This window comes from Methyloglobulus sp. (genome assembly GCF_040079455.1).
GTDB lineage: Bacteria > Pseudomonadota > Gammaproteobacteria > Methylococcales > Methylomonadaceae > Methyloglobulus.
Genome location: NZ_JBEBKJ010000104.1, coordinates 1 through 10,183 on the forward strand (window position 1 = coordinate 1; position 10,183 = coordinate 10,183).

The following is a 10,183-nucleotide window of genomic DNA, read 5'->3' on the forward strand; positions in this document are numbered from 1 at the left end:
GACGCCGTGTCGGATGGCCTTGCATGTTGACTACGCTTCCGCTCGCGCTCCAACTCCGTCAACACGCCCGGCCCCTACGGCTACGCGGGGGTCGTCGCACACCGCTCCACTAACGTTACGCTTCCGTGTACTCCTTCGCAGTCTCGGTATCAGATTGAGAACTGACGGAAACATATTCCCCCGCAGCCATCGACATTGCTCCTGCCACGAGACCAGCAACGCCTGTAAGCAGTATTTGTGCGCTGTCGGCATTCGCCGCCGCTATGCCAAGCACGAGGCTTGCCGTTGACACGATGCCGTCATTAGCACCCAAAACAGCGGCGCGAAGCCAGCCGATGCGTGTTGCGTAGTGTCGCTCAAAATGGGATAGGTGCATTTTTCTCCTAGTGTCTATATTTGATTAATATGTGTCGATGGTTTCTTTGTTGTTTAATTTTAGCTGTCAACTTTAGCAGAGCTTATCGCAAAACAACTTCATTTTCCTTGATTCATGTCAACAGCAGCATCTTCTTATGGTGTTATCCTAAATCACGTTTTCGGAGCTGCCGAACTCGCAACTTTAAAGGATGTAGCATGGAATCAACAAAATTAATAAAAGTCTGGGATCTTCCCGTCAGAATTTTTCATTGGCTGCTGGTTGCTGGATTTTTTGTGGCCTACCTAACAGAAGAAGAGCTATTAACCATCCATGCTTGGGCGGGCTATCTGGTGCTTGGTTTGCTCATCTTCCGTTTGTTATGGGGATTTGTAGGCAACGATTACGCACGATTTGCCAGTTTTTTATGTAGCCCAGCTAAGTCCTACGCGTACCTTAAGGACGCAATCGCACTAAAATCTAAACGTTATCTTGGCCATAATCCAGCCGGAGCAGCCATGATAGTGCTGTTAATCATCAGTTTATTCATGACCGTCATATCAGGTCTTGTAGTTTATGCTGCTGACCAAAACTTAGGGCCGCTCGCTGGTATGATAGGGGGCCAGCAATGAAAAGCTTTGGGAAGAAGTACACGAAATCGCAGCTAACTTTACCTTGCTACTGGTGATTTTACATGTAGCAGGTGTTGCCTTCGAAAGCGTTTTGCACGGCGAAAACTTAGTTAAAGCGATGTGGAATGGATACAAGAAATCGGATAATGCCGATAGCTAATTATTATTTTGAACTAAGCACAAGTTAGATGACCCAAATTCTGGATTGATCGATAACCAAATAATCAATTTGATCACATTCCTGCTAGATTGCAATGCCTTTACGAGGGGTAAAATTATGAAAGAGCTAGACACTATCACCGTTGGACTGGCGCAGATGCAACAACAAATGCTGGATTATATGCAAACGCATTGGCGGCTATTTTTATTTGAAGGCCTATTTTTTATTCTCCTGGGCTTTTGTGCCTTTATTGTCCCCCAGTTTTTTTCCGTATTCATCGTCATTTTCCTGGGCTGGATTATTATCATTGGCGGCGTTACCCAGCTAAGCCGGGTCTTTTTGCTCCCAAAAACATCGGGATTTGGCTCGTGGCTAGGACTCGGCATTTTACAACTGGTCGTGGGTTTTTTGCTTATCGCGGATCCTATTGCCGGTGTCCTCACGCTAACAATGATGATGGCGTTATTTTTTGTGGTTGAAGGCACCATAAAAATTTACATGGCATTGCAAATGCGTCCTTTGCCACAATGGGAATACGTTCTCTTCAGCGGCATAACGGCAGTGGTGTTAGCGCTCGTCATGGTGGCGTTCTGGTCTGATATCCCGCACTGGTTATTGGGGGTATTTTTGGGGGTCAATATGATCATGTTGGGCGTAGCGATGGTGAAAATGGGTCTAATGCATAAAGCCACCTGATACGGTTCAATAGATTCGGGAAACAAGAATGATTATGGCGCAATCATGCCATTTTGCAGACAGCTTTCTTCATAGTTGAAGATAATATTGGTATCGGGTAGGATCAGCACTTCATCCTTATCCTTATAGTTTAGCCGGAACAACATATCTTTGATAACATTAAGGCGTGCGGTTTGCTTGTCGTCTGCCCCAACGATAGTCCAGGGTGCTAGTAAATGGTGGGTTCTGGCAAACATCGTATTGCGGGCCAGGCTGTAATCGTCCCAATGTTTTTGCGCGGCCTTATCGATAGGGCTGACTTTCCATTGTTTAAGGGGGTTCTGTTGCCGGTCTTTCAGGCGAACCTTCTGTTCATCTCGGCTAATATCCAGATAATACTTCAACAATTTGATGCCGGATCGTACCAGCATCTGCTCAAAGTCAAGCACTGTTTCCAGGAATTCGTGATACTGCTTGTCAGTACAAAAGCCCATCACACGTTCCACGCCAGCACGGTTGTACCAGCTACGGTTGAAAAACACCATCTCGTCAGCAGCGGGCAAGTGTGCTACATAACGTTGAAAATACCAACTGCTTAGATCACGGTCAGACGGCTTACCAAGCGCAACAATGCGGGTTTCGCGGGGACTCAGGTATTGGGTGATCCGCTTGATTGTGCCATCTTTACCGCCCGCATCCCGGCCTTCAAAAATGATCAGTATCCTCTCGTTCTTTTTGATGATGTGTTTTTGCAGTTTAACCAGTTCGATTTGCAATAACCGCAGGGTGTCTTTGTAGTCGTTTGTCTTGGTTTGTTTTTTTGACATGATTGCCTCACCGTAAGGACTCGCTTAGACTACAATTTTACCATTTGGTAAAAACATGTTTAGGTAGTTCTGCGCTTACAGCGTCAGGATTCTTATACTGAAACACTCCAGAGTGCGTTACCGACACTTACATTATTGGTCTTGAGATTGTTTCTCTACGCTGGACGGGGTTTCTGTGACCCCACCCCTAACTTTATCAGATAATGCCGTTTTCTACCGTGCAAACCTTGCGGACTGAGCAATATGCCAACACGATAAGTTGGTCTAGTTGTGAATACGGGCTACCGGAAACCGAGGCACTACTCAACAAATCCCATTAGATTCAGAACAGACTTGATGGTACTTTTTGAATCAAGAGTTATGATTTCAATTTTCTTTAATTACATTACTGCAATTCAATATTTTTTAATATCTACAATCAGCTGATAAGTGAATTGGTTAAATTTTATGGGCTTGAAACAACTATCGCACTAGGATGGCGTATCAACATAGACCAACCTCCCCTGTTTTTATTTAGCCAGCCACGGACTTCAACAGTTCGACCAAGATAACAATTGATGTCCGGAAATAAGTGCAGCCACTTTTTTTCGATACGCGCCTGAAAGAGGTTGGAAAATTCCAAGTAGACAAATTTTCGGCTACTGCGAATAACCGAAACTTTCCCTATCAGCCTTGTCCAGCCAGAGTGTCCCGTATTGCCCACTTGATTGATCGATATGGCTGCGTATTCGGCCTTTTGCCAAAGCCCTCGTTTATCATGCTCAGCGCGATTCCCCGCAGCAACCAACTGATCCACATACAATAAATTGGGCGGATAAATATTAACCGCTGCTAAGCCCATTTCTACTAACTGGACATTGATGTGTTCTTTGTTTTCAGTAATTAAATGACTTAGTGTTCTTTTGTATTTATCGGTCTGTTCTACATCCGTCACCAACCGCACTTTCAGGTTTTTCAGTTTGTCCACCAACCAATCCTTAGCCATTTCACCACCCGCTTCGGCAGCTTGATTCCTATGTTGAATTTCAGGCGTATTGATACCTAATAATCTGATTTTGCGTCCATCTTCCAGCTTTACCGTATCACCATCATAAATTTTTTCTACTTTATAATAGGAATAGCCGGGGGTTATTTCGATCTTCTTGCTGTTCGCGCGTACCCGATCAGAAAAGTGTTCGTTACCCTTTGCATCTTGCCATTGGTAAACATCTGCATAGGCCGAAACAGGACATCCCAACAGTGGTATCAGTAAAAGTTTTATCAGTCGTTGTTTATAGTGACTTAATTTAATCATTTGCTTACTATTGTTTCATTTATCACAAAAAGCTTTAGTTAGTTTGATGTTTCCACGCTACCTTCGGAGCAACCTTGTAGTTGTCCAGACAGGAACAATGCTTAGATATTTGTTGGCTTAAATCTGATCACAAATGTTTCAACTGATTTCTTAGGTTTATAACTATTTTCCATAATCACTTAATTTTTAGCTTAACTTCAATTATGCTCACTGTCATTCAACGGGTAACTACTGCTAAAGTTACTGTCAATCATCGCGTCATAGCTGAAATTAATACAGGAATACTAGCATTGATTGCAATTGAAAAAAATGATGACGAAAAAGCAGCTCAACGGCTTCTGGAGCGGATTCTTAATTACCGTATTTTTGCTGACGATAATGACCGTATGAATTTGAGTTTAAAAGATGTTCAGGCCGGCTTACTTTTAGTGCCGCAATTTACCTTGGCAGCAGATACTGAAAAAGGTAATCGTCCGAGCTTCACTTGTGCTGCCGCTCCGGAAAAAGCTTTGCGATTATTTGTCTATTTGCAAACTTTAGCCACGGAAACTTATTCAAATGCTCAATTTGGTGAGTTTGGTGCTGATATGCAGGTTTCACTAATTAATAACGGCCCAGTTACTTTTATGTTGAGGACATCACCAAAAAACTAACTAAGAACAACAACTTTTTAACTATATCCTTGTGGGTTTTTAAGCTGCCATCGCCAAGCATCGGCGATCATATCATCGAGACTTTTTTCAACCTTCCAGTTTAGCTGTTTTAGCGCTAATTCGGGATTGGCGAAACACTCGGCAAGATCTCCTGCCCTTCTCGGCGAAAACTTATAATTTATTTTTTTGTCAGTAACCTTCTCGAAAGTTTCTATGATTTCAAGGACGCTATATCCCCTGCCAGCACCCAGATTATAAGCATGACAACCTCCAGATTGGAATTTTTCACCTTCCAATGTAGCAATGGCTTTAATATGCCCTTTCACTAAATCAACAACATGAATGTAATCCCTTATTCCAGTGCCATCCCGGGTGGGATAATCATTACCAAACACCGATAATTGCGCCAGCTTACCAATTGCAACTTGGGAAACATACGGCATCAGGTTATTGGGAATGCCGTTAGGATCTTCACCTATCATGCCGCTTTCATGAGCGCCAATAGGATTGAAATAGCGCAGTAAGGCAATTTTCCATGGATTGTTAGATTGCGTAAGCTTATCAGCCGCTGAAAGATCTCGTAAAATATCTTCTATCATCGCTTTTGAGCGCCCATAGGGATTGATCGCGCCTAGCGGAAAATCTTCAGAATATTGGGCATGGACGGATTCGCCATAAACAGTCGCAGAGGAACTAAACACCAATTGCCTTACGTTAGCATCGCACATCACCTCAATAAGCACCAATGTTCCGTAAACATTATTATGATAATAATTAAGCGGTTGCTCACAAGACTCGCCGACCGCCTTTAACCCAGCAAAGTGGATAACTGTCGATATGGATTCCTTAGCAAAAATATCGGCTAAACCTTCTTTGTCACGAACATCAATTTCGTAGAATGTCAGTGCTTTACCGGTAATTTTTTGCACACGTTTTAATGACTCGGTTTTACTGTTCACCAAATTATCAACAACGACAACCTTATAGCCAGCTTGCAATAGCTCCACGCAAGCGTGACTACCTATATAGCCAGCACCACCCGTCACCAATACGGTATTTGCCATAATAACTCCTAATTAATCAATGATCTTGAGCTTGACGAGATGTACCCTCCGGGTATCAGCTCGAATGACTTCAAAACGCATTTTATCGACCACAAGGGTCTCGCCTTTCTTGGGCATGTGTTCCAACTGACTGACAATAAAACCGCCTACGGTATCGTATTCGTCCGTGACTAATTGCGTAGCAAAATAGTCATCAAACTCTTCCATCGGGGTTAATGCTTTAATCATGTATTCATTGTCGCTTCGGCGAAAGATATAACCTTCATCTTCCTGATCGTCATGTTCATCTTCTATTTCACCAACAATCTGCTCCAACACATCTTCGATAGAAACCAAACCGCAGGTCTGTCCATATTCATCGACGACGATTGCCATGTGGTTACCGTTGGTACGCAATTCTTTCAACAGGACGTTCAAGCGTTTGCTTTCAGGTACGACATAAGCGGGTCGCATGATGTCTTTTACCAATAAGCTGTTATTTTTTGAAAGATGCGCCAATAAATCTTTAGCCAATAAGATGCCAATTACTTTACTACGGTCGCCGTCTATTACGGGATAACGTGAGTGATTGAATTCCGTTACCAAAGGAATAATGGTGTCTAACTCGGCATCGTTGGGGACGACTATCATCTGCACCCGTGGGATCATAATATCTCTGACGCGCAACTGGTTAACCTGTAAGACACCTTCAATCATAGTCAAAGCATCCGTATCAAGAAGCCTGTTGGTTTTTGCTTCTCTTAAGATCTCGAGTAACTCTTCCAGATCTTGCGGCTCGCCGGAAAACAGTTGGCTGATTCTATCTACCCAACGTCTTCGCTGAGAGCTGCTACTGGGAGGTTTGTCTTCGTTCATAATTCGTGTGCCTGTAGATAAGGATTACTAATATTAAGTGCTTGTAAGATTTTGATTTCCAAGCTCTCCATTACTTCAGCCTCATCCTCTTCGATGTGGTCATAGCCGAGCAAATGCAGTACGCCGTGAATAATAATATGCGCCCAATGATGGGTTAACAATTTTTGTTGCTCTATCGCTTCTCGCTCCACCACTGGCGCGCAAACTACCAGATCGCCCAATAAATTCAGTTCAATGCCTTCTGGTACTTCTACGGGAAAACTCAAAATATTGGTTGGGCCTGGTTTATGACGATATTGTTTATTTAACTGGGCGCTTTCATGCACATCTACGATACGCACGACGATTTCGGCATCCTTATCATAACCTTGCAATGCTGCATCAACCCATTGCTGGATTTGCGCTTTATCAGGTTGCCCTGGGGAAGAAAAAACGACTTGCACCTCAATTTGATTCATTAAATTTTATTTATAGCCCAGATTTGGTTTTCAGTTCGTAGGCCTCATACGCAAGTACGATGCGCTGTACCAAAGGATGTCTCACCACGTCTCGTGCATTAAAAAAGGTAAAACTAATGCCTTCCACATCTTTTAATACCTCCAGCACATGCCGTAAGCCGGACATTTTTTCTGACGGCAAATCGATCTGGGTAATATCGCCAGTAACTACCGCCGTTGAACCAAACCCCACACGCGTAAGAAACATTTTGATCTGCTCTACTGTGGTGTTTTGCGCCTCATCTAGAATGATGAATGCATCGTTCAACGTCCTGCCGCGCATGAACGCCAGTGGCGCTACCTCAATAATGCCACGGTCGATCATTTTCTCAACCCGTTCCAAACCTAGCATGTCGTACAAGGCATCATACAACGGACGTAGATACGGATCGACCTTTTGCGCCATATCGCCCGGCAAAAAACCCAGCTTTTCCCCGGCTTCCACCGCAGGGCGTACCAAGATGATTTTTCTGACTTTTTCAGACTGTAATGCTTCAATTGCACAAGCAACAGCCAAGAAAGTTTTACCTGTTCCAGCAGGGCCTACGCCAAAATTGATGTCGTGGGTGACTATTTTTTTCAGATAATCTTGTTGATTAGCGCCCCTGCCCTTAATCAAACCAAATTTTGTTTTAATGGCAACAGGCTGTTGCTCGGTCTGCTCATGCCCATCCATCAAATCATCAATAGAGGCATCCTGCATCGCTAAGTGGATAAGTTCAGCGGTCAGCTCTTCTTTCTCAGTACTTTCAAACAATTTTTCCATCACTGCACAGGCCGCTTTGACTGAGCTTTCTACACCAGTGACCTTAAATCGGTTGCCGCGATTGGCAATTTCGACTTTAAGGCGGGTTTCAATTTGTCGTAAGTGGTTATCTAAATGTCCGCAAAAATTGGACAATCTGGCATTATCTGCTGGAATCAGGGAAATTTCTTCGGATATCATGAATTACGCATAAGCGGTGATTTTACTGATAGAGGACTCAACCATGCGGCCTCGGAGGGAATTAGGTAGGGCTTCGGCAATCAATACATCAATGAATTGGCCCGCCAGTTTTGGATGCCCGATAAAGTTTACGACACGGTTATTTTCCGTCCTGCCCTGCATTTGCAAAGGATTCTTTTTAGATTGGCCTTCCACTAACACGGTCTGCACCGAGCCAATCATGCTGTCAGAAATCGCCATCGTCATTTCGTTAATCCGATTTTGGAAGCGTTCCAAACGGTATTTTTTTACTTCAAAAGGTATGTCATCCGGCAAATCGGCGGCTGGCGTTCCTGGTCGTTGGCTATAAATAAAGCTGAACGATAAATCAAAACCGATTTCATTGATGAAAGCCATCGTTTCTTCAAACTCCTGATCGGTTTCACCAGGGAAACCGATGATGAAATCCGAAGAAAGACTGATATTGGGTCTAATTAGTCTTAGTTTACGAATCTTTTCAATATAGTCAGCACGGGTATGTCCGCGCTTCATCATCTTAAGGATGTGATCGCTACCGCTTTGCACAGGTAAGTGCAAGTGATCGACCAATTGTGGGATTTCGGCAAACGCTTCGATTAAATTATCCGTAAATTCAACAGGATGTGAGGTGGTAAAGCGAATCCGGTCTATGCCTTTAACTGCGGCGACATAATGCAGCAACAAAGCAAAATCGGCAAGTTCGCCGTCGTCCATTTCGCCACGATAGGCATTGACATTCTGCCCTAACAGATTGATTTCCCTAACACCTTGCTTTGCCAGCGCAGTAATCTCGGCAATTACATCCTTCAAGGGTCGGCTAATCTCTTCGCCACGGGTATATGGCACCACGCAGAACGTACAGTATTTACTGCACCCTTCCATTACCGATACAAAGGCTTTCGGCCCTTCTGCCCTGGGTTCTGGCAAGTTATCGAATTTTTCGATTTCAGGAAAGGAAATATCGACGACAGGCTTGCTCTGGCTGCGGACTTCATCCAACAATTGTGGCAAACGGTGCAAGGTTTGTGGGCCAAACACAATGTCCACATAAGGCGCTCGTTTTTGAATGGCAGAACCTTCCTGACTGGCAACACAACCGCCGACACCGATAATAACATCAGGACGTAACGCCTTAATCTTGCGCCATTTCCCCAATGCCGAAAACACTTTTTCCTGCGCTTTTTCCCTTATTGAACAGGTATTTAGTAGCAGTACATCGGCTTGCTTTGGGTCGTCAATCAATTCAAAACCATGCGAGGCATGAAGGATATCACGCATTTTGTCAGAATCGTACTCATTCATCTGACAGCCGTTAGTCTGAATATATAATTTTTGCGTCATATTGTGTTCAGGTTAATCCCCTTGTGGTGCTTGGCGTTGTTCGTAAATAGAATACATTGTACTTAATTATAACCTGAATATAAAATAAGCATAAATAGGCAACATAAGCTAAAGCAGCAGTTTCTGTAATGGTCAACTAAAACCGGACACTTTCTTAGGCAGCATTCCTATAAAAATCCCGTTCAAATTCAAGCGGGGTTTGATAGCCTAATTTTGGACGGGAGCGTTTACCATTATAAAAAAGCCTGATAATCAATAACAGTCAATTTGGCCGATGCTTTAGTCCTAAACTTTTCAGTGTCAGCTGTTCATGTTTAAGGCTGCGGCTTAACCGTTCCGTCGAGCCATTATCCCAGCAATTGCCTAAGCGGCTCATGCCCTGTCCCATTTTCATGATCGACAAATGCTTACGGTATTCATGGCTGGCATATTGGCTACCCCGATCCGAATGGTGGGGCAAGCCAGGTTTCAGTTTCCTGCGCCCTTGTGTTCTTGTGCCCTTTGGGTAAAAAGGCCATTTGTAACGCACTGACACACAATGCAATCTTCATGTGGTCGGCGACAGCCCAGCCCACCACTTGCTGGGAAAACAAATCAATGACAACCGCCAAATACAGCCAACCTTCGGGCATCCAAACGTATGTTATCCGTTGTCCAGGCTTGGTTAGGCGCCACGTCATCAAACTGCCGGTCAAGGCTGTTGGGCGATATCGCCTCGTTATGGTTGCTGTCAGCTCTCTCTCCATTTCCGCCAAACTAGCCATGACATGTAATGGTCAATATAAACCGGACACTTTTTTAGACAGCCTTCTTATAAAAATCCCGCTCAAACTGCAACGGGGATTGATAGCCTAACTTTGAATGCG

At 44.0% G+C, this 10,183-nt stretch carries 12 protein-coding genes and 2 pseudogenes; 4 read left to right on the plus strand and 10 right to left on the minus strand.

Translation table 11 applies throughout. The features are described 5' to 3' along the window. Positions 1-139: 139 nt before the first annotated feature. Positions 140-376 (minus strand): annotated as a pseudogene (locus ABL924_RS16540) (VIT1/CCC1 transporter family protein); the annotation flags it as partial. A gap of 197 nt (positions 377-573) precedes the next feature. Here ABL924_RS16540 and ABL924_RS16545 point away from each other — a divergent pair. The 3 genes from ABL924_RS16545 to ABL924_RS16555 all read left to right on the plus strand — a co-directional run bounded on the left by ABL924_RS16545 (position 574) and on the right by ABL924_RS16555 (position 1,843). Next, complete coding sequence (locus ABL924_RS16545; RefSeq protein WP_349028207.1) at positions 574-987, plus strand: cytochrome b/b6 domain-containing protein; 414 nt, start codon at positions 574-576, stop codon at positions 985-987. Positions 988-1,039: 52 nt separating this feature from the next. Next, positions 1,040-1,147, plus strand: coding sequence for a hypothetical protein (locus ABL924_RS16550; RefSeq protein ID WP_349028208.1), 108 nt, complete (start codon positions 1,040-1,042; stop codon positions 1,145-1,147). 117 nt (positions 1,148-1,264) lie between these two features. After that, entirely contained in the window at positions 1,265-1,843 is a 579-nt protein-coding gene (locus tag ABL924_RS16555) for a DUF308 domain-containing protein (RefSeq protein WP_349028209.1), read from the plus strand. Between the two features lie 32 nt (positions 1,844-1,875). Here ABL924_RS16555 and ppk2 read toward each other — a convergent pair whose 3' ends face one another. Together ppk2 and ABL924_RS16565 are read right to left on the minus strand one after the other, a co-directional pair. After that, positions 1,876-2,649, minus strand: a complete 774-nt coding sequence (ppk2, locus tag ABL924_RS16560) for a polyphosphate kinase 2 (RefSeq protein ID WP_349028210.1) — start codon at positions 2,647-2,649, stop codon at positions 1,876-1,878. 445 nt (positions 2,650-3,094) lie between these two features. Continuing rightward, the gene (locus ABL924_RS16565) at positions 3,095-3,943 is read right to left on the minus strand and encodes a thermonuclease family protein (RefSeq protein ID WP_349028211.1); all 849 of its coding nucleotides are present in this window, start codon (positions 3,941-3,943) and stop codon (positions 3,095-3,097) included. A gap of 203 nt (positions 3,944-4,146) precedes the next feature. Here ABL924_RS16565 and dtd point away from each other — a divergent pair, with 203 nt between their 5' ends. Continuing rightward, on the plus strand, positions 4,147-4,596 hold the full coding sequence (gene dtd / locus ABL924_RS16570; protein WP_349028212.1) for a D-aminoacyl-tRNA deacylase: 450 nt from the start codon (positions 4,147-4,149) through the stop codon (positions 4,594-4,596). A gap of 17 nt (positions 4,597-4,613) precedes the next feature. Here dtd and galE read toward each other — a convergent pair whose 3' ends face one another. The 7 genes and pseudogenes from galE to ABL924_RS16605 all read right to left on the minus strand — a co-directional run. Then, complete coding sequence (gene galE / locus ABL924_RS16575; protein ID WP_349028213.1) at positions 4,614-5,660, minus strand: UDP-glucose 4-epimerase GalE; 1,047 nt, start codon at positions 5,658-5,660, stop codon at positions 4,614-4,616. 12 nt (positions 5,661-5,672) lie between these two features. After that, positions 5,673-6,515: a transporter associated domain-containing protein gene (locus ABL924_RS16580; RefSeq protein ID WP_349028214.1), complete on the minus strand. Its 843-nt coding sequence runs from the start codon at positions 6,513-6,515 to the stop codon at positions 5,673-5,675. Next, positions 6,512-6,973, minus strand: coding sequence for an rRNA maturation RNase YbeY (gene ybeY / locus ABL924_RS16585; protein WP_349028215.1), 462 nt, complete (start codon positions 6,971-6,973; stop codon positions 6,512-6,514). The genes ABL924_RS16580 and ybeY overlap by 4 nt, the downstream gene beginning before the upstream one ends. Before the next feature lie 10 nt (positions 6,974-6,983). Further along, complete coding sequence (locus tag ABL924_RS16590; protein ID WP_349028216.1) at positions 6,984-7,958, minus strand: PhoH family protein; 975 nt, start codon at positions 7,956-7,958, stop codon at positions 6,984-6,986. A gap of 3 nt (positions 7,959-7,961) precedes the next feature. Next, complete coding sequence (gene miaB, locus ABL924_RS16595) at positions 7,962-9,317, minus strand: tRNA (N6-isopentenyl adenosine(37)-C2)-methylthiotransferase MiaB (RefSeq protein WP_349028217.1); 1,356 nt, start codon at positions 9,315-9,317, stop codon at positions 7,962-7,964. A 262-nt stretch (positions 9,318-9,579) separates the two neighbouring features. Further along, the gene (locus ABL924_RS16600) at positions 9,580-9,777 is read right to left on the minus strand and encodes a hypothetical protein (RefSeq protein ID WP_349028218.1); all 198 of its coding nucleotides are present in this window, start codon (positions 9,775-9,777) and stop codon (positions 9,580-9,582) included. Further along, a pseudogene (locus ABL924_RS16605) lies at positions 9,752-9,979 on the minus strand (DDE-type integrase/transposase/recombinase); the annotation flags it as partial. The pseudogene ABL924_RS16605 and the gene ABL924_RS16600, both read right to left, overlap by 26 nt. Between the last annotated feature and the right edge of the window lie 204 nt (positions 9,980-10,183).